This window comes from Chitinophaga parva (genome assembly GCF_003071345.1).
Classification (GTDB): Bacteria; Bacteroidota; Bacteroidia; order Chitinophagales; family Chitinophagaceae; genus Chitinophaga; species Chitinophaga parva.
Window position 1 is genome coordinate 1,913,113 of the sequence record NZ_QCYK01000001.1, and the last position, 26,971, is coordinate 1,940,083.

Annotated in this window: 23 protein-coding genes and 2 pseudogenes; 20 read left to right on the forward strand and 5 right to left on the reverse strand. The window is 48.7% G+C overall.

Going from position 1 to position 26,971, the window contains the following annotated elements:
- Positions 1-13: 13 nt before the first annotated feature.
- On the forward strand, positions 14-610 hold the full coding sequence (locus tag DCC81_RS08040; RefSeq protein ID WP_108686025.1) for a hypothetical protein: 597 nt from the start codon (positions 14-16) through the stop codon (positions 608-610).
- A 23-nt stretch (positions 611-633) separates the two neighbouring features.
- Here the strand turns inward: DCC81_RS08040 and DCC81_RS25530 are convergent, their stop codons facing one another.
- Both DCC81_RS25530 and DCC81_RS26040 read right to left on the reverse strand, forming a co-directional pair.
- Positions 634-1,011: a hypothetical protein gene (locus DCC81_RS25530; RefSeq protein WP_165806483.1), complete on the reverse strand. Its 378-nt coding sequence runs from the start codon at positions 1,009-1,011 to the stop codon at positions 634-636.
- A complete protein-coding gene (locus DCC81_RS26040; protein WP_108686026.1) occupies positions 923-1,144 on the reverse strand; it encodes a YecA family protein in 222 nt (73 codons plus the stop codon). Before DCC81_RS26040 ends, DCC81_RS25530 begins: the two co-directional genes overlap by 89 nt.
- Before the next feature lie 168 nt (positions 1,145-1,312).
- On the opposite strand from DCC81_RS26040, the gene DCC81_RS25360 reads away from it, so the two are divergent.
- From DCC81_RS25360 to DCC81_RS08115, 14 genes and pseudogenes are all read left to right on the forward strand, one after another.
- Entirely contained in the window at positions 1,313-1,789 is a 477-nt protein-coding gene (locus DCC81_RS25360; RefSeq protein WP_133177605.1) for a hypothetical protein, read from the forward strand.
- Between the two features lie 650 nt (positions 1,790-2,439).
- Positions 2,440-2,696, forward strand: a pseudogene (locus DCC81_RS25820) (transposase); the annotation flags it as partial.
- A pseudogene (locus DCC81_RS26130) lies at positions 2,693-2,836 on the forward strand (IS982 family transposase); the annotation flags it as partial. The pseudogenes DCC81_RS25820 and DCC81_RS26130, both read left to right, overlap by 4 nt.
- A 1,094-nt stretch (positions 2,837-3,930) precedes the next feature.
- Positions 3,931-4,533: an RNA polymerase sigma factor gene (locus DCC81_RS08065; protein WP_108686029.1), complete on the forward strand. Its 603-nt coding sequence runs from the start codon at positions 3,931-3,933 to the stop codon at positions 4,531-4,533.
- A gap of 66 nt (positions 4,534-4,599) precedes the next feature.
- The gene (locus DCC81_RS08070) at positions 4,600-5,571 is read left to right on the forward strand and encodes a FecR domain-containing protein (RefSeq protein ID WP_108686030.1); all 972 of its coding nucleotides are present in this window, start codon (positions 4,600-4,602) and stop codon (positions 5,569-5,571) included.
- 44 nt (positions 5,572-5,615) lie between these two features.
- Positions 5,616-6,668, forward strand: coding sequence for a carboxypeptidase-like regulatory domain-containing protein (locus tag DCC81_RS08075; RefSeq protein ID WP_108686031.1), 1,053 nt, complete (start codon positions 5,616-5,618; stop codon positions 6,666-6,668).
- Between the two features lie 124 nt (positions 6,669-6,792).
- Positions 6,793-9,054 carry a TonB-dependent receptor domain-containing protein gene (locus DCC81_RS08080; RefSeq protein WP_133177607.1) on the forward strand — a complete coding sequence of 754 codons (2,262 nt, stop codon included), beginning with the start codon at positions 6,793-6,795 and terminating at the stop codon, positions 9,052-9,054.
- Between the two features lie 3 nt (positions 9,055-9,057).
- Positions 9,058-10,857: a DUF4397 domain-containing protein gene (locus tag DCC81_RS08085; RefSeq protein WP_108686033.1), complete on the forward strand. Its 1,800-nt coding sequence runs from the start codon at positions 9,058-9,060 to the stop codon at positions 10,855-10,857.
- A 3-nt stretch (positions 10,858-10,860) separates the two neighbouring features.
- Positions 10,861-12,120 (forward strand): hypothetical protein, encoded by a 1,260-nt coding sequence (locus DCC81_RS08090; protein WP_108686034.1) that lies wholly within the window; start codon positions 10,861-10,863, stop codon positions 12,118-12,120.
- A gap of 6 nt (positions 12,121-12,126) precedes the next feature.
- On the forward strand, positions 12,127-13,197 hold the full coding sequence (locus DCC81_RS08095; RefSeq protein WP_108686035.1) for a fasciclin domain-containing protein: 1,071 nt from the start codon (positions 12,127-12,129) through the stop codon (positions 13,195-13,197).
- A gap of 21 nt (positions 13,198-13,218) precedes the next feature.
- Positions 13,219-14,457, forward strand: coding sequence for a fasciclin domain-containing protein (locus tag DCC81_RS08100; protein ID WP_165806484.1), 1,239 nt, complete (start codon positions 13,219-13,221; stop codon positions 14,455-14,457).
- A 15-nt stretch (positions 14,458-14,472) separates the two neighbouring features.
- The gene (locus tag DCC81_RS08105; protein WP_108686037.1) at positions 14,473-15,468 is read left to right on the forward strand and encodes a fasciclin domain-containing protein; all 996 of its coding nucleotides are present in this window, start codon (positions 14,473-14,475) and stop codon (positions 15,466-15,468) included.
- Entirely contained in the window at positions 15,465-16,451 is a 987-nt protein-coding gene (locus tag DCC81_RS08110; protein ID WP_108686038.1) for a fasciclin domain-containing protein, read from the forward strand. Before DCC81_RS08105 ends, DCC81_RS08110 begins: the two co-directional genes overlap by 4 nt.
- Positions 16,452-16,469: 18 nt before the next feature.
- Positions 16,470-19,766, forward strand: a complete 3,297-nt coding sequence (locus tag DCC81_RS08115) for a TonB-dependent receptor (RefSeq protein WP_108686039.1) — start codon at positions 16,470-16,472, stop codon at positions 19,764-19,766.
- 139 nt (positions 19,767-19,905) lie between these two features.
- On the opposite strand, the gene DCC81_RS08120 is transcribed toward DCC81_RS08115, so the two are convergent.
- Both DCC81_RS08120 and DCC81_RS08125 read right to left on the reverse strand, forming a co-directional pair.
- On the reverse strand, positions 19,906-20,622 hold the full coding sequence (locus DCC81_RS08120) for a LytR/AlgR family response regulator transcription factor (protein WP_108686040.1): 717 nt from the start codon (positions 20,620-20,622) through the stop codon (positions 19,906-19,908).
- Entirely contained in the window at positions 20,619-21,554 is a 936-nt protein-coding gene (locus DCC81_RS08125; RefSeq protein ID WP_165806485.1) for a sensor histidine kinase, read from the reverse strand. Before DCC81_RS08125 ends, DCC81_RS08120 begins: the two co-directional genes overlap by 4 nt.
- 182 nt (positions 21,555-21,736) lie before the next feature.
- On the opposite strand from DCC81_RS08125, the gene DCC81_RS08130 reads away from it, so the two are divergent.
- The 5 genes from DCC81_RS08130 (at position 21,737) to DCC81_RS08150 (ending at position 25,427) form a co-directional block, all read left to right on the forward strand.
- On the forward strand, positions 21,737-22,195 hold the full coding sequence (locus tag DCC81_RS08130; RefSeq protein ID WP_108686042.1) for a VOC family protein: 459 nt from the start codon (positions 21,737-21,739) through the stop codon (positions 22,193-22,195).
- Between the two features lie 113 nt (positions 22,196-22,308).
- Entirely contained in the window at positions 22,309-22,653 is a 345-nt protein-coding gene (locus DCC81_RS08135; protein WP_165806486.1) for a VOC family protein, read from the forward strand.
- A 210-nt stretch (positions 22,654-22,863) separates the two neighbouring features.
- Positions 22,864-23,304, forward strand: coding sequence for a glyoxalase superfamily protein (locus DCC81_RS08140; protein ID WP_108686044.1), 441 nt, complete (start codon positions 22,864-22,866; stop codon positions 23,302-23,304).
- Positions 23,305-23,307: 3 nt separating this feature from the next.
- Positions 23,308-24,186, forward strand: a complete 879-nt coding sequence (locus DCC81_RS08145; protein WP_108686045.1) for an ankyrin repeat domain-containing protein — start codon at positions 23,308-23,310, stop codon at positions 24,184-24,186.
- A 71-nt stretch (positions 24,187-24,257) separates the two neighbouring features.
- On the forward strand, positions 24,258-25,427 hold the full coding sequence (locus DCC81_RS08150; protein WP_108686046.1) for a M23 family metallopeptidase: 1,170 nt from the start codon (positions 24,258-24,260) through the stop codon (positions 25,425-25,427).
- Positions 25,428-25,662: 235 nt separating this feature from the next.
- Here the strand turns inward: DCC81_RS08150 and DCC81_RS08155 are convergent, their stop codons facing one another.
- The gene (locus DCC81_RS08155; RefSeq protein ID WP_108686047.1) at positions 25,663-26,961 is read right to left on the reverse strand and encodes an ankyrin repeat domain-containing protein; all 1,299 of its coding nucleotides are present in this window, start codon (positions 26,959-26,961) and stop codon (positions 25,663-25,665) included.
- Between the last annotated feature and the right edge of the window lie 10 nt (positions 26,962-26,971).

Here is a 26,971-nt window from a genome sequence, read left to right on the forward strand (position 1 = left end):
TAAACCTAAAATTATGATAAGTTTCCAAAAAAGCGGTAAATACATTCTTCCTTACAACAGACAATATTTTAACGATTTTTTGCAGGATAGTGAGAATGCTGCCAGTGGCTGGTTTGGAATTTCGTTCCAGTTGCCAGGAGGCTATGATGGAAAAGAAATCGGATTGGATGATTTTTTGAAATTCTATGAAGGATTATTCAAAGAGATCGTTATCTCATTAGACGATGGGTCAAATTGGATAGTGAATCATGAGTATGAGGATAGTGAATGGTTCCCTAATAATGGAAGTAGTCTGTCAAGACTTAGAGAGTTGTTCAAAGCAAACGGGGTTCCAAACTCATTCAGAGGCGCTCTTATTTTTTCAACGAATGATCTTTTGTCATATACAAAGGAATTAATTTCTTATCCATATGCTGTGACTGGAAAACCGAACAGATTTTATTGCGATTTAAATATTTCACATGTAAAAGTGCCGTTAATTATTAAAGTTTCAGCTCACCTAAATATTGATTTTGTGACAACGGAGGCTGAAATTTTGAAAAAGATCGCAGATGAATATTCTAAAAATCCGTTTATTGTCAGAGAATATAGAGGAACTTCGCTTTTTTGATCAACTGAGAAAATCACTGATTTCTATTTTGTAGGATTGTTGCTTACATCCTTTACTTGTAGCTCGGAGATTGATTTACCTGTAAGCAAGTCTTGGTTTGAATGGGTGAACCAGAAATCGTGTATTGTCTGTTTACCGCAATCTTGTATTTTATAGATAGAAGTTGTATTTTCCTCTTCAGGAGGAACGGCAAGTTCTTCTTTGGTTCTTGCATCTCCAATAATCGAATAATCCGAATTTACTATTGGATGAATATTTCCAATAAAGTGATCATTGTCAAAGCCCAATGTGCCTCCAGCTTCCAGTTTAAGTCTATGTATGTAGGGAAGGCAGTTTTGAGTCAAGGAAGTCGCAACCCCTATAATCAAAAGTAAAGTAGTGGTGGTCAAGATTTGTTTCATACCGGTTTAAGTGTTTGTTGAACTTCTTGTAACCGCTCGTTTTTGTGAGGATGATGCCTCCCGTGAGTAAGCAACATCTTTTATATAGCTTACCACTTCCACAAGGGCAGGCTGCATTTTTACTGGGTTTCATATGCTTTCAGTTATTCTTTATTTTGCAACTACGTAAATGCTGCGCAAAATATTTTTTATGAAAAACTCTTAGCCGTCGTAACTGTACTGCACATTTGCCAACAGAATAGTGGTTCCGAGTGGCGCACCTCGTCTCGTGGTTCTTCCTTTTTCTGCTATAAGGTGAAGGTTGTTTTTTGCCCTAGAACAAATAACATATAGTAGTTTTTTTCCGGCAGCAAATGTTCCTGCCGCAGATATTGTTGTAGGAGAGCCAAATGTTAACGTCCCTGGCCGTGTTCAGTCCAGAATAAATGTTGCTAACGGCCGAACCAGAACTACCCCATTAAGAGAGCCTACAGGAAATCCGGTTTCTGCGGGCTGGGAGCATGTACTTGATCAGCATTTTGATCGTCCTGTAGCACAAAGTAGATCAGTCTTTACTATTGAACCTGGCGAATTGCTGGATATCTTAAAAAGGCAAGACGTTGCGGCATCTCCCGCGACACCTATATCAAATGGACAATATGTGAGGACAGTGAATGTTGGTGAAAACGTAGGAACTTCTGCATTGAAACAAGGTGGGGTAGCCACTTCATGGATGCAAATAATTACTGATAATGCCGGTAACTTGATTACCGTATATCCTGTGGCCCCCAAAAAATAGTTGTTTTTTTTCTTGGTGCATTGGAAATGATGGTTCTCCTAGATTGTAGCTTCTATACCAGGAAATTTTGCAATTATAAGGTCAATAAACTGATTAAAATCTGAGACTTCTATTAAGGATTCGTCTTTGTAATTTTCTTCACTTAAAACGTTGTTCCCATCCAAGTAATAAGAATGAAGCTTAAACATATTGTTTCGAAAAGTAAGCGAAACTGTATAAGTTATTTCGTGATTCTTCTTGTAGAAAATAGTAATCTCTTTTCCATTTTTTAATTTCAAAAATATTTTTTTATGTATCCATAACTAATGCCATTGGTTGATAGTTTTTACCCTTCATTCGTTTAAGTTACTAATTTTTTTTGCAATGCATTGAGTTATTTGATAAACAAATGACTGTTTACGAATTTAACCCGCGCATAAATCCCGGAGTATCTCCTGTATCATGAAATGATTATCCCTTTTGATTGCTTTGTTTTGCCTGGTTGTCTGACGAAATGTACAGGCGCAAACAGATGTAAAAACTAATCCGCGTATTGCTCCACTTTTAAGACAAAGCTGCAAATGGGTAGCCGGACCTGTAAGCTTCCCAGGGCTCTGGCCACAAGAATTAGAGTTACCAATTGAATGAATTGTTAACTTTAAACTTGAATTATGAAACGCAAGCAGTTTACAGAAAGTCAGATCGTGACAGCCATCAAACAGTAGGAAGGTGGCATTTCGGTTAAGGATATTGCCCGGGACCTTGGAATAAGCGAAGCCACTTTTTATAACTGGAAGTCGAAGTACGGTGGCATGGAGGCGCTGATGTTAAGCGGATGAAGGATCTGGAAGCGGAACATGCTGAGCTGAAGAAGATGTACGCTGAACTGTGCATCGAGAGCCGGGCCATGAAAAACCTCATCGAAAAAATCTACTTTGGAGTAAGTTGAAAACTGACTATGCTGATCAGTTTATCAACCTCATTGATCGAAGTCGTTTTAATCGCCACCGCAAACGACTGGCGGCAATAACTAAGCGCCTACAACACCATGTAAAGCAGTGTTTAGATTGTATCAGGTGTATCGGTCACGCCTGGGTCGGTTTATACAGCCGCTCACACAGCCGAATGCCACAAGCTGGTCCTATATTTGAAACCGCATATGATACAAAAGGAAATGTGTTACCTGCAGGTTCTTATCAAAATGCTAACAGGGCTGGATTCTATAGAGGCAGCAAATCAGCCACCTGTTATAATAGTGACGTAACTGCAAATAAAGCATGATGGCCATGAAATATAGTCTAATTACAGCAGTCTTATTATTCGCGGGCTCAAGCTCTAATATGGCGAATGCTCAAAATTATCGCAGGGAGGAGAGGAAGGGCTATACAGTCTATAAAGTAGATTCAATTAACTCGTATTACCTGATTTATGCACGTAAGGCAGATTCGATTTATAAAATAGTGTCAAAAAGGGGGGGAAATCACGGTGATAATTTGGTAAGGATCGCTGTAGATAGTACTTATAACTTTATACTGCATTCCAGTTTATTAAATAGAAAAATAGGAAACGCGGTATTGCTGCTGCAGAACACATTGTTAGTAAACTGCTTCAGTTATGATAATGAAACCCGAATTTGCCTGGAAGGAGATTCTATTAGAGATCTGTATAACGCCGAAGATATTAAAGGAATATACTTTATTAAGATAAAATAATGCTACAGTTCATCAAGTCAGGAATGGGGTCAAAGTCTCGAAAATTAAACATGCATTGGCCTTTAATAGTACAGCATGTTAATAGTTAATAATGGGCTAAAAATATATTCAAATAGCTGATTTTCAATGAATCTTCGGGGCTATTTCAGGAAGTGTAAGTTCAAAAATCGAGGTAAGCAGGATCGGTTAGATTTTCACCCGTCCATCGAAAATAGTTAAAAATTGATTCAGGATCATGCTCCAGTTTCTAATGGGCATGGTCCATGTTTTTGATGCCTCCCGTAAAGCCAAATATTCCGATCTGACACCATAGGGTGCTACGGTAAATTACCCGGCGAAAAGGCACCTCCCGATTTTTGTTCACAAAAACGTAACAATACGTTAATGCCTCCCCACATGCATTCTTGCGCGCAGAAAGATAGTTTTACAGGCACAAACTAATCGCTGCGCATGAAAACGGGTTTTGCGGAGAACGACCTGGCCCTGGTTGCGGGGATGAAAGCCCATCATCATCCTTCGTATGAGGCGCTGTATAATAAATATGCAGGGCCGCTGTTCGTATTCGCCGCCGGCAAACTTCACTCCCGCGAGGTGGCCGAAGAACTGGTGCACGATGTATTTATACGCCTGTGGGAAAAGCGCGCACAGCTGGACATCCAGACCCACGTGGGGGCCTACCTCTTCCGCATGATGCGCAACGAGATCCTCCAATACTTGCGCAGTGCTAGAAATACCCAACCTTTCATTGACGAGATGTTAGCCCTGGAAGTGAGTGCTGGCGGGGCTTCCGATGCAATCATCGCCGCGCGGGAAATGGAAACACAGTTGCAGGGCATTATTAATAGCCTGCCGGAAAAATGCCGGGAGATCTTTATCCTCAGCCGCGAACAAGACCTCAGCATCAAAGAAATAGCCTCCCAGCTGGATGTGGCGGAACAAACGGTGAAAAACCAGCTCACCAAAGCATTGTCTGTGTTACGCCGCGAATTAAAACATATTACTTACTTCTTTTTCAGTTTGTTACCCTTTATTTTTTTCTTCCTCGAAAAATAATTTCCCCGCACGTAGTACTACCGCTTTAAATCTGCATCTTATTAGCAGCAACACCTTATTTCCCTGATGGACCAGCAAGAGAAAGATCGCCTGAAACAATTGATGGAACAGTACCTGCAAGGGGCGGAGCATCCCGAAGCGGACGCCCGCTTTGAGGCCTGGTTCCGGGAAGTAAAGCCGGAAAACAGCCTGCAATTGTCCCGGGAAGAAGTTCAACAGGCGACGGATCGCGTGCGCGGCCGCCTGCAAGCGGCTACTGCACCCGCTTTGAAACGCATTTCCCGGAAGCGATTATACGCTATCAGCGCCGCGGCTGCTGTGCTGGTGATGGTCGGCTTGTCCGCGTTCTGGAACAATAACCCCATGTACAATGTGTTGCATCCCATTAAGGAGACCATCGTGTATACCCGTGCCGGCGAATCCAAGCTGTTGCGCATGCCCGACGGATCGCGCATTCACCTCAATGAAAATTCTATCCTGACCTATACCAATCGTTTCACTACTGGCCACAGCCGGGAAATTGCATTGCAGGGCGAGGCCTTTTTTGAAGTGACGAAAGATGCGGATCATCCGTTCATCGTACGCGCAGGCAATGCTGCTGTCACGGTGCTGGGTACCAGCTTCAATGTGTCAGAGAACAAGGGCGATACCGCCGTGATGGTAGCCGTAAAAGAAGGCCTCATTGCATTGCAGGGCGTCCGTACGGCCAGGTTGTTGTTGAGTGCCGGTAAAGCTGCACTGGTACCGCGGGAAGGGCCATTGATTGAATACACGCATGCCAATGTAGATAATTTCCTGAGCTGGATGGATGGCGACCTGCATTTTGAAAGCACCCCGCTCAAGGAAGTTGTACTGGAATTACAACAGATCTATCATGCCAACATCCGCCTGGAAAACGCCTCCCTGGAGGACATACATTTAACCTTACAATATAAACATGCACCGCTGCCTGCAGTGCTGGATGTGATCTGCAACTCGCTGGAACTGCAACATGTGAACGTAAACGGAACGATTATACTGCAACCGCTGCAGCCATAACCTACACGGGTTTCCTCGCATTTATTTTCTGAAATATTGATACCATGAAATTGAAATGTACAAGATTGTTTCATAGGCTATTGCTATGCGCCTACCTCACTGGCGGGCCACTGGCAGCAGCTTACAGCCAGGATGCCGCAAAGCCGCAACAGGCCCGTGCAGGTATTACGCTGAATAACACCATGACCATTAAAGCTGCACTGGCTGCCGTTGTAAAACAGGCCGCTTTGGGCATCGCTTATAATGCAGACCTGCTGCCGGATCGTAACATTTCCCTGAACCTGAACAACGTGCCCGTTGAAACGGCACTGGACCGTATATTGGCCGGTACCGGCCTGAGTGCGAGCATTTCCAAAGACCGCATTTTAACGGTGAAACGCCCCCCAGCGGAAGGCGTCCTAGCGGGAACGGTCTACGACGCCAGCCGGAAAGAAGCGCTGCCCGGCGCAGTGATCCTTCTTAACGGGAAACCGTTCACCACGGATGGCAATGGCCATTTCAACGCTTCGGTACCCGCTGGGGAGTACGAGATGGAAGTACGCTACGTGGGCTTTGTATCAAAGAAGCAACATGTTGCTATCCGCGAGCACGCTACCCAAACATTGAACGTGTATTTACAATCTTCTTCCACCGCGCTGCAGGAAGTACGGGTGGACGCCCGCAAGCGCGTCGGCAATGAAGTAAGCCTGCTCAATGAACGCCGCAACGCCGCTGTGGTGTCTGACGGTATTTCCGCACAGAACATGGAAAAGACCGCGAGCCTTAACACCACGCAGGCGTTGCAACGCGTGACCGGCGTTACGATCACGGACGATAAATACGTGGCCATTCGCGGTCTGGGCGACCGTTCGGTGATCGCGGAACTGAATGGCGCGCGCCTTTCATCCTCTAACCCGGACCGTAGTGCGGTACCACTGGACCTGGTGCCAGCGGCATTGCTGGACAATATCACGGTATATAAAACACTGAGCCCCGACCGCCCGGCAGATGCCTCCGCGGGCATCATTGAACTGAAAACAAAATCCATCCCCGAGAGCATGATCGTGGAGTTTACCGCGCAGGTAGGTTATAACTCCAACATCGGATTGGGGGGGTAAGTATAATAGTTTTTATAATGGCGATATTGGCTTTTTCGGGCAGAAGGTCAAAGACCATGCGCTCTCCAAAGATTTTACCAACCTGGCGAAACAATATCCGGGCGGCCTGGTGCAAATCCAGGATATGTTTATCCAAAGCCGCAACAATCCTGCACTGGCAGCCGAAGCGCAGCGCGTAAGCAACATCATGCAGGGCTTTGATCCCGTGCTGGCCACCTCTTACCAGAAGGCGGATCCTAACCAGGTATACACCGTTTCGCTGGGAAACACGTATCACCTGCGGCATGACCGCGCACTGGGGGTGGTGCTCAATGCCAACTATTACCAGCGCACTGAAGATATTTATAACGCGGAACGCAACCAGTACAGTCTTTACCAAGGTGTGGTAACTGGCAACACCGCTATCTACTCACCGTTACACATCGCTAACTTTACAACGCCAGATTATCCACGCTTGGGCAAATACCTGAGCTACCGGGAGAATACCGGCCGTAAAACACTGAACTATGGCGGCCTGGCAGGACTTACATACCGCTTTAATGCACGTAACGAGATACAGGGCCAGTTTGTAGGCACCCGCGGCGCGGAATCGGAAGCCAGTAACCTTACCGGCGCCTGGCAGAACACCGGCCTGGCATATCCGGTGTACAACGTGATCAACCAGCTGCGCATGACACACCGCAGCTTTGATACTTACAACCTGCAGGGGGAACACCAGCCTTTTAACACCTCCTGGTCGCCCAAGATCAGCTACAATCTCAGCACATCCCGCAGTAAGCAAACCGATCCCGATTTCCGCTCCAGTGACCTGGCTAACCTGCATACGGTGCGCTATGCAGATCCGGATGGGGTAGGCATTGGCACAGACACTTATGCATTTGTGGCCGGCCTGGTACACGGCGTGGGAGGTGATAACGGGCAAGTGATCGTGGCAGACCCCAACGGCCGCCAGTTCCGCGAGCTGGTGGAGAATAACTACAACGCCAAAGTGGATATTACAGAAAGCCTGCGCATTGGCCAGCAAAAACAAACCTTTAAGTTTGGTGGTAATTATCTGAAGCGCGACCGCACTTTCTCGGAAAATATCCTGGGCCTGCCCGGCACCACGCTGGGAGGGGGCGATCTTGGTATCCTCAACGCGGTAGGAGGGGACATCAACAAGCTGGTATCGCCCACCTATATTGGTTTGCAGAATCCTTCCGGGTATGATAACGAGGGCCAGCCCCGCGTTGGTGGTTTCCTCTACCAGATCCGCAAGGCGCCCAATAACTACAAGGGCAGTTATGAAACCCGCGCGTTTTATGGCATGGTGGATACCAAGCTTACAAAAGACCTGCGCTTGATTGGCGGGGTGCGTTTTGAGAGTACGGACATCAGCGCGCATGTGGATACTGCCAATGTATACGTGCCGGCCAGCCTGAGTGCCATTACCGGCTTGAAAAATGAATCGGCCAGTTACAGCACCAGCAAGCCTGATACACGGTATGTTGAAGACTATAAGCCTTACTACTCCTTTAATATGGTATATGCCGGTTTGCAGAATATGAACCTGCGCCTGGCTTACAGCACCTCCCTGGCCCGCCCGGAGTTGCGGGAACTGACTAATATTTATGAGTTTGATCCCTTCCAGTTTGCCGTAATAGGTGGTAATCCTGATCTAAAGAACCAGCTTACCCGCAGCATGGACTTCCGCTGGGAATGGTTCACTAACCCCGGTGAAGTACTGGCAGCATCTGTGTTTGCCAAGACCATTGAACATCCTTTACAGCGTGTATTTATGTACCAATCGCAGGGTAACCAGTCTACTGCACCGGAGTTCCCCCTCATCATTTATCAGAATGATGTGAATAAGGGACACGTGTACGGCGTAGAGCTCGAAGCCCGCCGTGACCTGGGTAAACTGTTCCGGCCGTTGCATAACTTTTTCTTGGGCGCCAATATCCTTTTTGATGTAAGTACCATTGATAAAAATGCAGCGCGACTGGATGCAGCGCGTATCAATGACCGCCGCGCGCCGGCCACCAGCCCGGTTTTTGAGCAGGCGCCTTATTCCTTCAATGCTTACATCGATTACGCCAATGCCAGGACGGGTACCACCATCACCACCAGCTTTAACATGGTGGGGGCCCGTCTCATACAGGTGCAGCTGGATGGTACGCCCGACCTGTACGACCGGCCTGCGCCCATCCTGGACCTGGTGTTCAGCCAAAAACTGGGCAGGCGTTTCCTGGTAAGAGGGTATGCAAAGAATATCCTGAACCCGGACTTCCGCCAGGTGTATACCAACCCGGGCAACAATGGCAAATACCATGGCACCACTTACATCTACCGCCAGTTTAACCGCGGTACAGAATATTCCCTGGGCCTCACGTATAAATTATTCTAAGACATGATGAATCGCTGCAATATAGCACTGCTGCTGGTGCTGGTCATCTTAAGCAGTTGTGCCAAAGATAAATCAGATAATAAGCTGCCCCTCACGGATGTGATCAATAAGTCGAACTCCAGTATCCGCATGTTCAATTTTTACAACGGCCAACTGGATATGACCATCAATAACGTGCCACTCACCGCTTATCCTTCCACCAGTGGCAACACCAGCCCCCAGCAGGGGACGCAGTTAGGCCTGAGCTTTTTTCCAAGCGGGGCCTGGGAAAGCGCAGACAACGGGTCGCCATTTACGGTACCCAATGGCCTGCTGGATAAAACGGGCAGCATCCGCCTCCAGATCCGGAGCCGTGCGCCCATCCAGAATACTTCCGGGGTGCCTAAGTACTTTGTGCTGGATACCGTGATTACAAACGATGTGTTGTCGCCGCGGGATTATTATGTACAGGGCGACGGTACCATCCATATGCTGCGGCGCGATAATGTGGCGCCGGCAAATGCACAGCAGTTTAAGCTACGCATCATTAACCTGGGCCTGGGTAAAGATGTGAATAACATAGGTGGCCCCGTGAGCCTTACGTTTGCAGACGGCACGGCCGTAGCGCAGGAGCTTACCAATGTTGCCCAGGGCAGCAGCTCTGCCTATGCCACGCTGGATTACGGCTCTTTTCTCTTCCGCCTGTACGATAGCAAAGGAGGCAGTATTGACATTACAAAACAATATGCCGAAGCGCCGGAATATCCTGTTTATAATCCCTGCATGGCTGTGCCGCCTTCCCAGCAGGGCATTGCCAACCAGTTGCGCACTTTTAAGCCAGGCGGGGTGTACAGCATTGTAGTGGCGCCTGCGCTGTACAGGACGTTGGATTGCCAGAAATACGCCACTACCAGCCTCTTTAATGTGTACCACGTGATCACCGAGCAGGATCCGGGTGTCAACTATACTTATGCCCGTATGCAGGCGGTGAACGCAGTAGCGGGCAAGCAGGTTACCGTTAAAGTAGACGGACAGCCATTAAGCGGGGTTACGCTGGATTATGTTGGTAACAGTACGCCGGATAAGGCCATCACTCCGGCATACAGCATCTTTGTGCAGGGAAGCCATACCGTGGAGGTAACCGATGCTGCCGGCGGTGTATTAGCGAAGAAAAGCATCAACTTATATCCTTACGATAATTATTGTATCTGGGCCTATACTACACCGGATAACAAAGTGGATATACTGTTCGAGGCCAATGATATGACCGGTAGCGTTTATTCACAGGCTTACTTCGATAACGCGGCGATACCGGACGATGGTACCAATGGAGCGCATAACATCCGGCGGTACCCGTATCATCTCAAAACGCGCTTCCTTAATCTGAGCCCGGACCTGCCTTATGCTACTTTCCTGAATGACCAGCAGTCCTTTTTGCCGATGGTGCTCAACGGAGATACGCTACGCCCCGCGAGTGCCTTTATCAACCTTCGGTCCGGCGTGCAGCCCAGCCGCAACCCGGCTATCATGTTCCTCATGGGACCGTGGTCTGAGTATAATGGTACCAGTGGGTTGCTACCGCCGGAACAGTTGAACGCGCCCAGGCTGGTGCGGGTGTATGCCTCCCAGCCGGCCCCGTTGCCACAGATCCCCGGCCAGCTGCTGGCCAACATAGCACCGCTGAATACTGCTAAAGGGTTTGTGGCTAATCCCGCATTGTATGACGGGGGGGCGACCACAAATGTAGAAAGCGGCGTGTATACGATCGCGTTAGTAGGCAATGTAGCCAGTGCAAGGATGGTCTTAATCAAACACAATAACTAAGCGATGAAAAAATATATTATACCGGTCATCCTGGGCGGTGTTATGATCCTGGCCGGCTGCAAGAAATACGCAGAAGGGCCCTTGGTGCCCAAGGCTGCCTACATCCGCGTGTTCAACGATATGCCCCAGGGAATAGATCCGCTGCATACCGGCCAGCCCAATCCCTTCCTCACTTTTTTGATGGACCCGCATACCGATGCACAAGGGGTGGCCGATACCGGGGCCATTGTAGGCGACTTCATGGCTACCCGGGAGCTGTACAGCCTTTCATACCCGATCAATGAAGCCAACAACTCCATCGGGCATACTACGGTGGATGAAAGGGGGCAGATCGTACAGGTAGACCTTACCCCGGTGAACATGGAATACCCGGGTAACGCCCATGTACTGACGGCGCCGGCGATCAATGGATTTGATCTTTCCGCCTGGGCGGCTGTGCCGTCCGGCAAACACCGTATCCTGTTCGTGTCACGCCCCAAGAGCAATCTTTATTTCAGCCAGTTATCCGTTGCCATCCGGCAGCGGGTCCTGATCGATACGGTCGTAGACCTGCAGCCGGGAGAAGTGTATACGATGGAAGCCGTATCGCGCGACCTGGATAATGGTCAGTATGGATTGTATATCCGGAGAGAAGCATTTACGCACCAGGCGTTTGAAGAGAACAAACTGTATGTAGGCTTTGTAAACCTTTCGGGTGCAGAACCGCTGACTTCCAAGTATGGTTTTACCAACCGGTTTTCCGACCGTACCACCATTTATGCCACCTATAATATCTACGATGATATAGGTAACATGGGCCAGGCGGGCAACGTTGCTTACATTCCTTACCCGGGTTATAACCAGGCTTACTATACCACCCTGCAAACCCGTATGGATACCTCGATCGCTTATCTTTCGCTGCCCATGCTGCCACAATCTTCATTCTTCCTGCAGGATTCGGTGCGCAGTTACATGAATGGGCTCACTTCCGCCGGCGGCGGCAGCCTTGGCTATGGCACCCTGCCACATGTATTCTTTAACCTGCATGATGCCAATAATGTGACGCCGGATTTTACCCTGCGTTGCAGTGCTGATCCCCGGACGTTTAACCGTTACGATCCTTATGTAACCATTGCGCCCTTGTACACACCCAACCTGAACCTGCTGGTAAATACCGGTAGCAAATGGCAGGCATACAGTACGGTGAACATTATGGAGATGGTGTACGACCGCGTGTATATGATGCAGATCCAACGCGGTTTTAACGAATTGCCTAAAAACTAAACAGCCATGAAAAAGACGCTTTATATACTGCTGGGCATAGCGCTGTTGCAGGCCTGCATCAAAAAGGACGATGCGGTACTGCCCGGGCAGCAAACGGGATCGCGCTCCCTGGCGCAGATCCTGCAGAACAATACCAGCTTCTCCATGTTTTACAATGCGATGGAGCATGCAGGGCTTGACTCTATGATCACCGGCAACAATAAGTACACGTTACTGGTGCCTGGCAATGACGTTTTCCAGGCGGCGGGTTATGCACCGGACAGCCTGCAACACATGGACGCCGGTATACTGCGCACCTACTTGCAAAATATGATCCTGAGGGGCAGCATCAGTTCAGACAGCGTGCCACAGACCATCAATTATATCTATCATAACCTGAACGGTGACTCCCTGTATTTTTCCGTACCTGTTCCAGGGCCCTACCAGCTACAAGCTCCCAGCATAAATGGAAACGCAGTGCTGCATATCAATGGCGCCACGGCAGTGCGATCCAATATCCTGGCCAGTAATGGCGTGATCCATTCTATGGATCATATTATCAAGGCCCCGGCGCCGTCCATGCAGGCATTCCTGGCGGGAAACCCGCGCTATACCTGGTTTGTAAGGGCTATGAAACATTTTGGATTGTGGGATTCCCTGGATGTAAATGGGCCCATGGTGTTAGTGGCACCTACGAACGATGCTTATGGAAAACACGGCATGGATTCTCTGGCGGTGGAGGCGCTGGACACCGTACAGTATAAGAAATGGCTGGTAGGCAATGCTATCATCCACACCGGCGTTTTCTTTACCACCGATTTTAAGGATGCGCCTATGCTGAGCGGATTTTATGGGCCTGCGGCCAATCCGCCGATTATCATTACCAACGACTACATGCTGGTATTTTTATCTGGACAAGTGGGCATTACACCCTTCAATTATTTCGATATTCTGAACTATCCTACGGACCCTTGGTGGGGCAATCCCTACCAGTACGGTGACCAGGCAACCTTTGATGATCCGGATCACATTTGCCGCAACGGTATTGTACAAGGGACCAATGAACTGATGGCTTTACCGGAATATCTCCACAAATAATCATCTTATTCAATGTATTGCATGAAACGTATTCATTATATACCGGTGTTATTACTGCTGGTGGCCTGGACTTCCTGCCTGCGGCCTTCCGACTCAGACATAGTATCTTCCCACTCCCAGCCGTTTAAAGATGGAAGCCTGGTAACGGCCCTGTCTAACGCACCTTCGCTTAAGCTTTTCAATAAAGCATTCACCCGTTTGGGATTGGCCCATCTCGTGGACTCCGGCCGTGGGTACACCATTTTTGCACCTACGGATTCTGCTTTGATGGCCGCCGGTTACACGGAGCAGGTGCTCAATACCCTGCCCGAAGATTCTTTGAATAAGTTGATCACGTATCATATTGCCACGGCCGCTATGGACGAAACCGCGATGCAGGGGCCGGCTGTAAGTATAAAAGTGGCCACGCTGCGGAGCGATACCAGCTTTAACCAGGCTACCGGTTATACGGTTAACAACTATTTCCTGTATGTGCTAAAAGCAGGCGACTTCTTTTTCAATGGTTTTACAGTGCCGGCTGCCGGTGAGCGTATCAGTGCATCCAATGGTTACATCTTCCCGGTTGGCAAGGTGTTGAGTACCATCCGCCAGGATTTCCTGCTAGATATTATTGACCAGGAGCCAGATCTGAGCATGTACCGCGAAGCCCTTGCGGTAAATGACAGCATCCGGGTGGATTATTTTAATAACACCTTCGGGGATGCGCTGTCCGATTCGCTGTTGCAGAATGCTTATTGGCTTTCCCACCAGATGAATCCCCTGTCACGCGGGTATTTTCCCACCTTATTTGCGCCTACCAATGCGGCATTCAAAGCGGCCGGCTTTCACGATCACGAAGACCTGGTACAATTTGCAAAAAGCGGGGCGCATTATGGCTACACCGATGACTTCCTGACGTTTAACCAAACGCCGCTTGATACCCTGGTAGGCCGCATGATGTTGTATAATTATTCGCTGGCCTATAAGAATACCGCTTTCCCGGTAATGGTCCTGTATGGCGATCTGACCACGCCTGCGATTAACAATGGGGTATATAATATTTTCTGGGCAATATCCAGCAACTACATCTTCGACGGCTTTAACATGCACCTGAAAGACGGGCTGCAGTTCTCGGCAAATGATGGTGTGGCCAGCATGACCTGGCATAACATGACCATCACCATTCCCCACGATGATAACGCCAGGACGGCCACCCGGAACTTTGTAACGCCCTATGGTGCGTTGTACAAGGTTGATAAGCTTTTTTACCCGATTCACTAAATCAAGTTATACCTGATGAACAGAATTTTTCCTTTACTGCTGGTATGTGCGGCCATGGCCAGTTGTAAGAAAGACGATAATAGACCTGCGCCGCAGGACCCCGGCTATGAAGCGCGTATTCGCTTTGTGCTGGAAGACAACTACACGTTTAGTTTTACAAGTTCGGCATTGCAGTTCAGCGCCATGCAGGATACCATGACACAGCAAGGACCTTATACCATGTTTGCGCCCACCAATGCCGCTTGGTTGCACTTTAATGTGCAAGGCGTGAGTTCTTATATGTGGCAATTTTTTACGCAGCAACGGTTACGGGATATTATGCAATACCACATTGTACCCGGTTCGGTGTCTTTACGCGCATTGCCGCTGGGTACAGATACAGCCATGCAAACCCTGAACGGCGGCCCATTGCACCTGGAAAAATACCTGGAAAACGGTGATACCATGATCACGGTAAACGGAGAGCAGGTAAGCATCATAGATAATTATGCCTCCAATGGGAACGTAAATGGCATAGATGGGATCATGAACCCTGAACAGTATAATACCGTGCTGGATATGATGCGCAATGAACCGGCGCTCACCATGTTCGTTGCCGCGCTGCAAAGGGCCGGCCTGGAGCAGGTGCTTGCCGGCAATACAGTGTACACGGTCCTGGCGCCAGTAAATGATGCGTTTAAGAACAGTTCAGTACCGGGGATGGACCTTACTTCCATTAACGGTATACTGCAGGCAGATCCCGCTGCATTGGCCACGTTGCTCAAAGGCCACTTCCTGCAGGGCCGTTATTTCCAGCGCGACCTATACCGCGCCGCCGCGGCTACCGGCAGCATCGTTATGCAGAATGGCAAAAACGTGGCCGTAGGTGGAACAGCCACGGGATACAACAGCATTACGTTCAACGGGGCCGGCATCTTCTACGATAATGTTATTTATAATCCCACGCAGGTCAATGCAGACATGCCGGCTAAGAACGGTGTATTGTTTAAGATCCAATCAATATTGCAATGAGAAAGATATACATTTTGCTTGCCGTTTTTGTGGGAATGCTGACCGCCTGTAACAAAGACGATCATGCGCTGGTGGTAACGGCCAAGCCAACTTTATTTGAATATGTAAACACAGATCCACAGCTTACCTTGTTCCGGGCCGCATGCCAGCGGGCGGGAATGCTGAACGATTCTACTTTTGCCACCGCAGGTCCTTATACCTTATTTGCCCCACTGGATTCCGCCATGCAGGCAGCCGGCCTTACCACGGAAAAGATCGGCAGCATGGCGCCTGCAACGCTGGCAGGCATCGTACAATATCACATTGTGCAGGGGAAATTAGGGAGTGATAACCTGGTAGGTTTCTATTCCCAGTATGTACACTGCCAGCATCCACGTTATCAGCCGTTGGTCACCAAGAATTACTATGGCATCTTTATAAATGGGATTGCAGTGGTACAAGGCAATATTCCGGCAGGCGATGGCATTATCCATAAGATTAATAGGGTAGCGCTTCCACCTACCGGAACCATGACTGATTTTATCAACAACGCGCCGGACCTGACCATGTTTGCTGCTACGCTGCGTATCCTGGGTGTGGATGGGTACCTGGCCATGCCAGACCCTGTAGACCAGGTAAGGAAGGCAAGCCAGTTCCTGGCTGATTCTACAATGACCGTATTAGCCCCTACGGACGCGGCTTTCAGAACATATGGATATGCTGATACCAACGCGTTGAAGCAAGTAGACCCGGAGCAAATACATCACATCTTTGATTATTATTTCAACCTTAATACCGTCTTTTCCGCTGCCATGAAAGGTGGTATGATCTGGGGGATTCCCTGGTTCAACCTTCAGTCAGCAAGGGAAAGACATTTCCGCGTGCTGGCAGACGGGTTCACCATCACCGCCGATGGCAATATTACGCCCATCCATATCATACGCGCGGATAATGTAGCTAACAATGGCGTAGTACACGTGGTAGACCAGGTCATCGTTCCTTAATTTCTTATACTGAATAATATGAAAAAATATTTACGCTATGCTTTGCTGTGGCTGTGCAGCCTGAGCGCGCTGCACCTGCATGCGCAGGAAACCAGCGGTGGCCTGCGGGGCACGGTGAAAGACGCCAACGGGCAGCCCATTCCCGGCGCTATCGTGATGGCCGTGCATACGGCATCCGGCACCAGGTATGGTACGGCAGCAGGCAACGATGGCCGCTACAACCTGCCCGGGCTGCGGGTGGGCGGCCCCTATACCATTGAAGTGAAATTCCTCGGTATGCAGACCGAGACACGCACTATTGCCCAAATTTCTCTGGGGGAGCCTTTGCTGCTTAATTTTATGTTGAAAGACAACAGCCAGACGCTGACCGCCGTAGAAGTAAAAGCGCAGAAACGCGGGCCTGCGGCCAATACGTTTGGTACGGGCCAGAACATTTTGCGTGAGCAGCTTCGCAACATGCCCTCGGGCAACCGCAGCATCACGGACATGACGCGCCTGGTGCCACAGGCGTCGAAGGATAACTCTTTTTCCGGCACCAACTTCCGTTACAATAACGTAACGATCGATGGAGCCATCAATAACGACGCCATCGGTTTCAGCCCCTCAATAGGCGGGCAAACCGGTACTTCCGGCATGCCAGGCTCCTCCACCCGTACCAACCCTGTGAGCCTGGATGCTATCGAAGACATCCAGGTGTACCTCGCCCCGTACGATGTGAAGATCGGCAACTTCACCGGTGGCAGTGTGAATGCGGTAACACGCTCCGGTACCAACGATGTACATGGCTCTATGTATTTCTTTGGCCGCAACGCATCGCTGGTAGGCCCCGACAACACCGGGTTTGAGAAGAGCCGGAAAATGCCTGCTGACTATCATGACTACCAGACCGGCTTCCGCGTGGGCTTCCCGATCGTGAAGAATAAACTGTTCTTTTTCTCGAATGAAGAAATTACCCGCCGCCAGGAAGCGGTGCTGCAGGTAGCAGGCAGCGCCGCGGTAGCGGATGTGCTGTCTGAAAAAGATGCGGAAGACATCCGTAACTATAGCGTTAATACCCTGCATTTTGATCCGGGTACGTATGGCCAGTACAATGCGTATGCGAATTCCAATAAGCTGTTCAACCGCCTGGACTGGAACATTGGTGACAAACACCAGCTGGCGGTACGCAATAACACCATCTTCTCCGAAGCCATCAACATGGAGCGCGACCAGTTCGATTTCCGCTTTGGCAGCATCGCGTATAAGCAAACCAACAATCAATCCTCTACGGTAGCCGAATTGCGTTCGCGCTTCAATAACCGCATATCCAACTCGCTGTTGGTAGGCTACACCGCCATCCACGATTACCGTGACCCCAGCAGCGATCCGGCTTTCCCGCAGGTGCAGATCGTAGGCCGCAAACCGGGCAGCACCATCTTTTTTGGCACCGACCGCGAAGCGTCTATCTTCAACCAGAAACAACGCACCATGGAGATCACGGATAACGTGAGCATCAGCAAAGGCGCACACACCATGACCTTTGGCACACACAATGAGCTGTACAAAGTGACGTATGGTTTTGTGAATGCGTGGAACGGCCGCGTTACCTATCAAAGCATTGAAGACTTCCTGGGCAACAACCCCGAGCGGGTGCAGGGCAGCTATAATTACACTAACAACGATCGTGCTTACATCCTGTCGCACCCCGGCGCGGTGTTCAATGTAAACTTTTATAGTGGGTATGCGCAGGATGAGTTCCAGGTGAATGACCGCTTCAGGATCACGTACGGGCTGCGCTTCGACTACCAGGGCGTGCCCCGGAAGCAGGCCCTGAGCGACAAGGCCGCGAATGCCAAGACCGATCCTTACCTGGGTAACACCTACGCCTATACGCCGCTAAACAAGATCAGGCAAAACTATCTTGGGCAGGTACAGGTATCACCCCGCATCGGGTTCCGGTACGACTGGCTGGGCGATCAGCGTGTGATTCTACGCGGGGGCCTCGGCATGTTCACTTCCCGCATTCCCTTTGCATGGCTGGGCTACGCCTTCTACAACACAGGCAATACCTACGGTGCGTACGACCAGAAAACCGATGGCAACCCGCCGTATGTGTTTAACGGCAACCCACTGGTGCACACCCAGGGCAGTGCACCAGGTATTGCAGGTTTTGCGGCCGCCAATGGCCAGCAGGTAGACGACCCGAACGCCGGTAAAACCCAGATAGATGTAATAGACAACCGCTTTAAAATGCCCAAAGTGTTACGCGGTAGCCTGGCATTGGATTACAAAGATCAACATGGCCTGAAATATACGCTGGAAGGTATTTTTACAAAAAATATCCGCGATGTGAAATTCCAGCAGGTTAATCTCGTGGACAATCCCACGTATTACAGTTACGATACTGCGGCCTCATTCCGGCGCCAGCCTGTCTTTGCCGGTTCCAACAGCCTGAACCCTTACCTGGCCAATGCATATGAAATGAGCAACACCACGGAAGGCTACCGGTTCAGCCTGAGCGCGCAGGTGGCAGGCAATTTCAATAGCGGCCTGGGTTTCTCCGCGGCCTACACCTATGGTCAGTCCAAAGACCTGTCAAATGGTATCCGCAACTCCATGGAATCTAACTGGCAGTTGAACCAGGCGCTGAATCCGAATAATCCCACGCTGGCCAATTCCAACTTTGACATCCGCCACCGCATTGTGGTGAGCGTGTCTTACCGCAGGGTGTGGTCTGCATTTACGAGCAGTACGTTCTCGTTATTCGCCAGTGCGCAATCCGGTTCGCCGTTCACCTATGGTTTTGTGAACTATACGCCGCAGAACACGCCGCAGCAGATCAGCCTTGCCTACATCCCCGCCAAGGGCGAAACGGTGAATTTCTTTGCGCCCATTTACAAGAATGGCACGGTGGTAAGCTCGCCAGAGCAGCAAGCCGCTGCGTTTGATGCGTACATCAATGCAGATAAATACCTGCGCAGCCGCCGCGGTAATTTCACCGAGCGCAATGAAGGCCGCACACCATGGAACAATGACGCAGACTTCCATTTTGCGCAGGATTTTAACTTCAACATTGCGAAGAAGACGCCGCATACCTTCACCCTATCGCTGGACATTCTGAACCTTACCAACCTGCTGAATAAGAACTGGGGCTGGGTGTATTTTTCGCCCAATACTTACAATTCAACGGCCAGCGTGGGTTTGCAGCCATACATACCAGCGCGTAGCTCGCAGGGATACCCGCTGTACCAGTTCACCGATCCCGGTAAACCGTACTCCGTGGATCCGTTTGCCTCCCGCTGGCAAATGCAGATTGGTGGCCGCTACACTTTCTAATTGCTTATCGCTTTCCCGGATTGTAAAAATGAAAAGGGCTGTCTTATAAACAAAAGAGACAGCCCTTTTTATATTGAATTGTGTGTCAGATCGTAACCTCAGGTTATTGTAAGTGGTGATGTCGGATTGATCTTATCCTTTAACGCTTCAGTAATTGCTTTTCGACGCGACTGATCAATTTTTGCCGAAAGTTCCGGCTAATGGGCAAGGATTGATTTTTTATTCTTACCTGGTTTCCTTCGATAAATTCTATTTTAGAGAAATTGACAACAAAGGATTGATGAATTTTAATAAAATCGGCTGAAGGAAGCTGCTCTTCAATGCTTTTGAGGGTGAGGTATGTAATTATTTCTTTTTTGGGCGTGACTACCTTAACGTAGTTGCCTAAGCTCTCTGCATAAAGGATATCCACTAATTCAACCTTTTCAAGGCGTTTGTCACCTTTGATGAACAAGTAGGAGGGTGGTACATGGCCTGTTGCCAGTTCTTTTAGATCCTTATAGTCCTTACATTTTTGTACTGCTTTCAGAAACCTTTTAAATGCAATGGGCTTCAGCAGGTAATCAATAATATCGAGGGCATAACCGTCAATAGCATATTTGGGATAAGCAGTGGTAATTATTACCAGGGGAAGGTCGCCGTTTGCCGTGTTCAGATATTCTAAGCCGGATAACTTTGGCATCTCAATGTCCAGGAACATTAAGTCTGTCAAATTCAAGTCAATAAAAGACTTTGCTTTGATCGCACTCTCGAACTCACCGACAAGCTCCAGAAAAGGAACTTGATCAACAAACTCCCTTAAAACTTTACGGGCAACAGGTTCATCATCGACAATAATACACGTCAGCCTTTTCATATTATAATATTTAACATTACATAATAGTTAAATGCATCGTTTTTTGTTTCAAGGACATAGTTTTTGCCATAAAGCAGGTCAAGCCTCCTTCGGACATTGGCTAACCCAATACCACCCGATACCCTTCTGTCGTCATTGCAGGTGTTCGTACATTCAAATAGGACGTGCTTATCCTTTTGTACCAGCCGGATGGCTATCCTGTTTTCTGTCTCCTCATCGCTGGCACTAAACTTAAAGGCATTCTCCAAAAAGGGCATGAACAATAAAGGGGCAATTTTCACATGGCCATCCTCCATGATCATATCAAGTGTTACCCGAAGATTACTGTTACTTCTGGCCTTCTGTAAAGCTACATAGTTTTCGATGTAGGAAGCCTCCTTTGTCAGTGGTACAAAGTCAGCATCCGCTTCGTATAGGCTGTAACGGAGCAATCCGGAGAACTGCAACAGGATGTCCCTGGCCTTCTGGTCTTTGATGTCAATATTGCCGTAAATAGTATTTAAGCCGTTAAACAGGAAATGTGGGTTAACTTGAGATCGTAAATATTTCAATTCGATGTGTAATTGTTCTACCTCGATATTCTTAACGCGATCTTTTTGTTCGCTCCAGCGAAGGCTGAATAATAACAACGTAGAGATCAGGATAGACCAGACACTGTTGAACAAGTTCCATTTGAAGTAGTCGGGTAGTTTCATGACCTCCTTTGGCCACACTATCGTATCATAATGTTGCTGGCTTAGGCTTTTCAGGTAAGTATTAAGTATGACGAGCAGCAGTACGCTCAGCAGGTAAAATGCCGTTTTTTTACGGTCAAGCAATTGGGGAATGAGCAGGAAAGCATTTACATAGATCAGCATAGCCAGCAGGACGGTCGAGATGAATAGCGGTGGAAGGGTAAACAGCCAGCCTTTTTTGTGAATATAATCTTCCACGTTCATCAGGTTATAAGCGCCGTATACCAACCAAACAATCAGGTGAAACAGGTATCTGCCTGAAAAAACGCGGATAAGGCATGCTCTCATAGCGCTAAACTACGATTAATCCCTTAAATTGCTAAAGCATAGCCTGTAGCGCTTCCCAAATTCATAGCTATAAATCTAATTGTGTAGGATTTATGGCTGTTTATAAAAATAATTTGTTTCATGTAGTAGGAATCGGATATTGTAAACATCATTATCATTTACTTGCTATCAATAATTTATCTATGACTATGCAGGCTTGCATACCTGTGATTCCGAGCGCCGACTTACAAAGGAGCCTGCGCTTTTGGGTAGAAGGCTTAGGGCTGGCGGTAGACCGGGAAATAAGGCAGGATGGTGTGTTAGTAGGTTGTATGGTGTTTAACGAAAAGGTCTGCTTTTGGCTTAATCAACGCGCCGGTGGGCCGATAGGGCGGGAATATGAAGGCATCCGGCTTTACTGGACGCCTGATGCTCTTTTTGCTACAAGAGACCGTTTGGCGCGAATGGGCTATGAGGTGTCAGCAATTGAACAGCGGGACTATGGACAAACGGAGTTCTTCCTCACGGATGATGACGGCTATTCTCATTGCTTTGGCGTAGCGACTTTATAACACTAGAACCTTGTACTACCTGCCCACCGTTAATAACTATTTTTCTTGCAGTCTCACTTTTAAAGGTTTTACAGATAATCATGGAAACATCCGTCCCTTCGAAAATCAAGAGGATGAGCCCGCAACTTCTGGTAAAAGATATTGCCCGGGCGGTCCAATTCTACGCCAATGCTTTAGGGTTTAGTGTGGATTTCCGCTATGAGGACTTTTATGCAGGTATCATAAAAGATGGTTATTCCATTCACCTCAAAGTAGACGGGGATAATGCGGAAGGAAAAAGTAGCCAGGGAAATAGCGAGAATGTTTCCATCATATTCAACATAAGCCATATTGAAAGCCTGTATGATGAACTATGCACTGAAGGCATTTCAATTTCGCAGTCGTTACGGGATATGCCTTATGGAAAAGAGTTCTATATAGCTGATCCGGACGGGAACATTCTGGCATTCTTAGAATAACCTTGTGGTGATTTTAGGCTGGGCCGTTCGCTGGAGAAGGTTAGGCCTGGTAAAGTTGCTGCCTGGCCCTGGGCCTGATCCACAGCCGCCCACCCGTACGCAGTGGGCAAAACCTGCAGATTGGGCACGTAAAAGGAATCATGCTGAAGTGACAAAACTGCTCGGTGATTGAATAAAAAAATCAGGTAAATAGACTACCAAAGCAAGCTTATGGAAACTGCACATGACAATGTTAATATCACACAGGCCGTACCCATGTTTATGGTCATTAGCATGGAGAGGTCACTTGTATTTTATGTAGAAGGACTGGGCTTTACCATAAAAAATACATGGTTGCCAAGGGGCGTTATTGAATGGTGCTGGCTGGAACGCGAAGGCGTAGCCTTGATGTTGCAGGAATACCGCGGAGATCATCCGCACATACATGCGGAAAAAGGCGTTGGGATTGGCATTTGGTTCCAGTGCCGGGATGCTTTAGCCCTTTATAAAGAGTTCCTCTCGAAGGGGATAAAGGCCGAAGAGCCTTTTGTAGGTAACCAGATGTGGGATGTCAGGGTTATTGATCCTGATGGATACATTCTACATTTTGAAAGCCCAACTGATGTACCTGAAGAAACTAAGTTTTCGGATTGGACAGAACAAACGCAATAGTTTATGAAGATGATAGATGCAGAAGATTCACGGGTGATCCTTGCAATAGCGCTGATTGACGCAGGTGATATTGCCAACTTAATGCATTTACTCCGTAAATATCCAGAGCTTGTTCAAAGGAGGTTAATAAACCACCAGGAAGGCTATTTTAAAGATCCTTATCTGCTTTGGTTTATCGCGGATAATCCTGTCCGCAAAGGCAAGAGGCCCGGTAATATGATAAGGCTTATTGAGGAGCTCATAGAAACAGTTAAGCAGCTGGCTCCTGATACCTGCCTTTATCAAATTGATCATGCCTTAAAATTAGTAGCCTCCAGCCATACTATGCAGGTATCAGGTGTACTATTGCCAGCAATGGATTTGCTGATAGATGCCGGGGCCTCACCTGATTGCGCGATGGAAGCCTTGACAAATGGCAACTTGGAGGCAGCTGGGCACTTGATAAGCCGGGGCGCTCACCTGACGTTAGCATTGGCTGTTTGCCTGGAACGGCAATTGGATATTTATAAATTAGGAAACCAGGCAACTAATAACGAAAAATTGACTGCTCTTGCAGCTGCTGCGTATTACGGGAAAGCAGATAAGATAAAAGTATTGCTGGATATGAATATAAGCCCCAATGGCTTTCCTGAGGCCGAAAGTGGCTTCCATAGCCACGGCACTCCTTTACATTACGCTGTCAGTTCGGGAGACTTACCCTCCGTGCAGCTTTTAGTTGAAGCTGGCGCAAAGCTTGATGTGCCTGATAAGGTTTATAACGGAACGCCAAAGGACTGGGCTACCTATTTGAAAGCCCAGGCGCCCGGTGAGGCCGCAGACGGAAATTTTGCAGCCATTGAAAGCTATTTGTTATCAAAACCCCGTTACCGACGCTTATATTAAAATCGCAATGTATCCATGGGTTTAATCAGAGTGAGATTCCTTATTTTTAGCCTAACATATATTTGTATACTATGAAGGCGCATACGCTTGCTCTACTGCTATTTTTGGGGGGTCATGTACTTTCCGCGGCCGGCCAGGAACATTCAAGTTTTCCCATTGACGTGACTACCGGTCCTGCACCGCAGCTGTTTTCCGTTGACAATCAGTTACGTTTGAGTTACGAACTTCACCTGGTCAATTATGCGCCGTTCCCTGTGAAGTTGTCAGCATTACATATCACTGGCAATCCTGGAGGGCAGCTTACAGTACTTGATTCAAATTCCCTGAAGGATGACTTGGTTTTAGCCAATCACCTGCTTGGCAACACAGGTGATACTGTTCAAACCCAGACGCTGGAGCCAGGAAAGGCCGCCGTGATCTTCATAGATATGAGCCTTGAACAAAACCAGGGTATTCCTGCTTCCTTAGGCCATTTGTTTACTTTTAGCTTTCAGAATAATATGGGCAAAACGATTGTCCGGAACATGCCTGGGCCGGACATTGCTGTTCTTAGCGGCACAGCAGTCATAATCGGTCCGCCAGTTAAGGGTGCCGGCTGGGTTGCTTTTAATGCCTATGGCGGTTCGGGGCACCGGCGTTCATTCAATCCTGTTGACGGACGGTTGCAAATAGCGGAACGTTTCGCTATAGACTTTATGCAAGTGGGGCAGGACGGAAAGCTTTTCCACGGAGAACCTCAGCAAAACGCCAATTTTTACGGCTATGGCCGCCCTGTGTTAGCGGTGGCTGATGCAACCGTCTATGCGGTGAAAGACGGACTTGCGGAGCAAACCGGTACGAGTGAGCGGGAAAAAAGAGTAGTAACACTTGATAATATTGTGGGAGATTATGTTATCCTTGATCTGGGAAGCGGACGTTATGCCATATATGCGCATTTGCAGCCGGGCAAGATAACGGTACGCGCGGGTGACCGCGTCAAAGAAGGGCAGGTGCTGGGTTTACTGGGCAATTCCGGTAATAGTGATGAGCCCCACCTCCATTTTCAAATCATGGACAAGCCGTCCCCGCTTGGGGCAGAAGGACTGCCCTTTGTGATCAAAGAGTTTACCCAACAGGGTATTGCACAAAATACAGATGCAATGGATGAAGGCGCGGCCTGGAAAGGAAATGCGGAACGCCAGATCAAGACCGTATATTACCGGCAATTCCCGTTGGACAATGCGGTTATTGATCTGAAGTGAAAAGTTCATGGCAGCGGTGCAGTCATGATGAATGCGTTCACTTTCTTCTATTTAGTACTTCAATTGTATCAGTGGCCTGCTCAAAGCCTGGAATATTTGATTCATTATTAAATCCGGGGCAATTCGGTAGTTCACTACATGTTACAGGCAGGACCAGGTAGCTATTGCCATGGTGCCTGGCGGAATTGCCCGGCTGTATTCAATTCCAGCTTACCTGTTATTGCGCCTTATTTTTCTAAGCGCCATGGCCGGCTGCCCGGATAACCTGATCCACCATGGCAACCACCTCCCTGCTCACCCATCCCTGCTCCGGGAAGCCCTGCGCCCATTCCAACGGTGTCACATTTCGTGCAATATGCCATCCGGGGATTTCGCGCCAATCGAGATACTTTCTCAAGTTCACCCGGATATTAACGTCTGCTCCCTGGTCTAAAAGACGGCGTGCCATATAACCATCGCGCTGGCGGCCGTTCACATAGGCGCAACTGACGATGGCATTGAATAACGGCGTATGGCCGCCAAAACCTTCCTCATCAACTACCGCAGTTGCATCTACATCTGCTCCTTCTGCTAGCAGCCAGTCGAAGATCTCCCGTTCATCAAAGTCGATGGACAAATGCAGCAGCGTGGTCCCAGTGACCGGCGTGCCGCACATGCCCGACAACCGTTCGATCCCGCAACCCAACTGGGGTGGGTAGATCTCCTGATGATCAAATCTCCTGTTCAGCAGTTGCGGGTCGTGTTTTAGATGGATCTTAAGCCGGTCGAGATCACCCAAATGGAAGGCCATCAGCGGCGTGTCCGGTATGTCGTAGCCCCGGGCCTTAAATCGCCGCAGGATCGCGTGTTTCCCATCCGGGTTGCGGCTGTACGTTTCAAGCACCAGGGCAAGTGGGGCCAGCCTGTCGCCCTTTTCGTTGGTCAAGGGCCCGCCGGCATCATCCACAAATGCAAAGCCTTGGCTATTCAACGTTTCGCAGGCGCCCATGATAATGCCTGGCACCAACACTGCACCATGTTCATGCAACCACCTTGCCGTTTCGATCTTGCCTTGCAACAAAGCCCGGTCGAAGGCATGCTGAATATCTGTTGCACCCAGTGCCTTGATCGCTTTGACCATGTCAAGCAAACCCAGGTTCGCAGCATGGCTCATGGGCGGCCCCCAGTTACCACTCACTACAGGTACGTCCAGAAGGCCGGGGTGGTCTTTTAGCAACCGGATAACCTCGTCAATTTCATTGGCGCGGATTGCATCGCGGATCTGCTCTGCTGCGGTATTAGCCGCTATACGCAGCTTCAGTTGTGCCCAGGAAGAGAAATTGTATTCCCGCGCTATCACCAGCTGCGCATCGCTAAGTTTTAAGCGGGTTACGATGGATTCATCATCGGCAGCATGGAATTTCGGATGACAGCGTCTCACACGGTCGACGGCTTCCTTTGAATGTAGTTGGATCTGGTGGAGCAGTTCGCGGGCTTGTCGTTTGGGAACGTCGAGATGGGGCTGTGCCGGTAGGCGGCGTCGTACTGTAGACATAACTTTCCTT

Bases quoted from the DNA above. Each gene is read 5' to 3' on its own strand.
- DCC81_RS08040 (WP_108686025.1), top strand. From the start codon at position 14: ATGATAAGTTTCCAAAAAAGCGGTAAATACATTCTTCCTTACAACAGA.
- DCC81_RS25530 (WP_165806483.1), bottom strand. From the start codon at position 1,011: ATGAAACAAATCTTGACCACCACTACTTTACTTTTGATTATAGGGGTT.
- DCC81_RS26040 (WP_108686026.1), bottom strand. From the start codon at position 1,144: ATGAAACCCAGTAAAAATGCAGCCTGCCCTTGTGGAAGTGGTAAGCTA.
- DCC81_RS08065 (WP_108686029.1), top strand. From the start codon at position 3,931: ATGAAAACGGGTTTTGCGGAGAACGACCTGGCCCTGGTTGCGGGGATG.
- DCC81_RS08070 (WP_108686030.1), top strand. From the start codon at position 4,600: ATGGACCAGCAAGAGAAAGATCGCCTGAAACAATTGATGGAACAGTAC.
- DCC81_RS08075 (WP_108686031.1), top strand. From the start codon at position 5,616: ATGAAATTGAAATGTACAAGATTGTTTCATAGGCTATTGCTATGCGCC.
- DCC81_RS08080 (WP_133177607.1), top strand. From the start codon at position 6,793: ATGTTTATCCAAAGCCGCAACAATCCTGCACTGGCAGCCGAAGCGCAG.
- DCC81_RS08085 (WP_108686033.1), top strand. From the start codon at position 9,058: ATGATGAATCGCTGCAATATAGCACTGCTGCTGGTGCTGGTCATCTTA.
- DCC81_RS08090 (WP_108686034.1), top strand. From the start codon at position 10,861: ATGAAAAAATATATTATACCGGTCATCCTGGGCGGTGTTATGATCCTG.
- DCC81_RS08095 (WP_108686035.1), top strand. From the start codon at position 12,127: ATGAAAAAGACGCTTTATATACTGCTGGGCATAGCGCTGTTGCAGGCC.
- DCC81_RS08100 (WP_165806484.1), top strand. From the start codon at position 13,219: ATGAAACGTATTCATTATATACCGGTGTTATTACTGCTGGTGGCCTGG.
- DCC81_RS08105 (WP_108686037.1), top strand. From the start codon at position 14,473: ATGAACAGAATTTTTCCTTTACTGCTGGTATGTGCGGCCATGGCCAGT.
- DCC81_RS08110 (WP_108686038.1), top strand. From the start codon at position 15,465: ATGAGAAAGATATACATTTTGCTTGCCGTTTTTGTGGGAATGCTGACC.
- DCC81_RS08115 (WP_108686039.1), top strand. From the start codon at position 16,470: ATGAAAAAATATTTACGCTATGCTTTGCTGTGGCTGTGCAGCCTGAGC.
- DCC81_RS08120 (WP_108686040.1), bottom strand. From the start codon at position 20,622: ATGAAAAGGCTGACGTGTATTATTGTCGATGATGAACCTGTTGCCCGT.
- DCC81_RS08130 (WP_108686042.1), top strand. From the start codon at position 21,737: ATGGCTGTTTATAAAAATAATTTGTTTCATGTAGTAGGAATCGGATAT.
- DCC81_RS08135 (WP_165806486.1), top strand. From the start codon at position 22,309: ATGAGCCCGCAACTTCTGGTAAAAGATATTGCCCGGGCGGTCCAATTC.
- DCC81_RS08140 (WP_108686044.1), top strand. From the start codon at position 22,864: ATGGAAACTGCACATGACAATGTTAATATCACACAGGCCGTACCCATG.
- DCC81_RS08145 (WP_108686045.1), top strand. From the start codon at position 23,308: ATGAAGATGATAGATGCAGAAGATTCACGGGTGATCCTTGCAATAGCG.
- DCC81_RS08150 (WP_108686046.1), top strand. From the start codon at position 24,258: ATGAAGGCGCATACGCTTGCTCTACTGCTATTTTTGGGGGGTCATGTA.
- DCC81_RS08155 (WP_108686047.1), bottom strand. From the start codon at position 26,961: ATGTCTACAGTACGACGCCGCCTACCGGCACAGCCCCATCTCGACGTT.